At 45.1% G+C, this 1,209-nt stretch carries 2 protein-coding genes; both read right to left on the bottom strand.

Features of this window, described 5'->3' with window-relative positions:
• Nucleotides 1-220, bottom strand: a 220-nt coding sequence (locus G7Y46_RS09045) for a transposase (protein ID WP_165254022.1), incomplete at its 3' end; no start/stop codon positions are given.
• A 443-nt stretch (nt 221-663) separates the two neighbouring features.
• On the bottom strand, nt 664-963 hold the full coding sequence (locus G7Y46_RS09040) for a hypothetical protein (RefSeq protein ID WP_165254021.1): 300 nt from the start codon (nt 961-963) through the stop codon (nt 664-666).
• Nucleotides 964-1,209: the final 246 nt, after the last annotated feature.

The raw sequence follows: 1,209 nt of genomic DNA, 5'->3' as shown, positions 1-1,209 counted from the left end.
CTTTTGCAATGTAGGTATCTTCCATATCGCAACAGAAATGCCTTACTCTCATTTTGTCAGAGAGGGAGATGCTGTCGTAGAAGGCCTGTATTGCATCACTATCTTTGCCATTGACGATGTCGAGTACACAGGTGTCTTCTGCATCGTATGCTACTGCCCAAAAGATGGAGTGGCGTCTGCCACTCTCTTCACGCCAGGTATAGGTATGGATCTCATCCATCAGCAAACTTCGTTTAAGACGAACTTGTTTGATATGAACTGCCTCTATGAGCTTTTGTATAGTTCCAAAGCTTACCTGTATACGTTTGCAGATACTCAAGATAGATATAGGGTCTTGAATCCATCTAAGTACATGTTCTTCAAGTTCAAGTGTGACAGAAGGACATATGCGAGATGCAAAGGAGATGTCTTCGCTTATTGTGCATCTACACCTCTTACAGTAGCTTCTCGGTACAAAGACATAAAGCAGATAAGTTGTTTCTGCATGATAGTGTCGAATCTTTCTTACATAGGTTCCGTACCCAATCATTGCGTACTTGCACCTTGGGCATATGCGCTCTGTCTTTTTGACGCGTACGTTGAACTCATGAAGACCTATCGTGCTATCACGTTTATCTACTCGAACATTACAGGGAAGTCCCAAATTCTCTGGCTTAAAGCGACTCATGAGATCACCCACGCTCTAAAGCCCGCAATAGCAGTTGCGCAAAAGCCAGGACATGTTGATAGATCTTCTGTACGCCCTGCATCAAAACAGCGCATAGCTAGCAATTCTACCGTCATCACATCAGTGAGCGATGGGCTACCGCATACGATTCTTTCAAGTGCGCAAAGCTCTATCTCATGTGGAGCACTCATATCATTGGGAAGTGTTCCATCTACATACAAGCCATCCTCAACTGATGGCAGTGTATGCTCGCAATACGCGAGTTTTCTTTTCGTGTTGGCATTCCTTGTGTTCATAGGGAACTCCTATTCTGCCAAAGACACAGGTGCCAAAAGGGGAGTGCTGAGCGTCTCTACCACCCAGCACTCCCTGCCATATACGCGATGCACAGACATCTCTGTGCCTTTAGCGTATCGATTACTCTATACGCATCGCAGACACACTGATTCTAGTTTGTGGGAGCTTGCATCTTGAACCGACTGATCACATCAAGATCAGCCCACCAACACAGTTTTGAAAGGAATCGAGAAATCGACCCTAAA

Origin of the sequence: Adlercreutzia sp. ZJ304 (assembly GCF_011039075.1) — a bacterium.
Classification (GTDB): domain Bacteria; phylum Actinomycetota; class Coriobacteriia; order Coriobacteriales; family Eggerthellaceae; genus Adlercreutzia_A.
This window is presented reverse-complemented; position numbering and strand designations above follow the sequence as displayed.

Coding starts and splice junctions, on each gene's coding strand:
- G7Y46_RS09040 (WP_165254021.1), bottom strand. CDS start 963: ATGAACACAAGGAATGCCAACACGAAAAGAAAACTCGCGTATTGCGAG.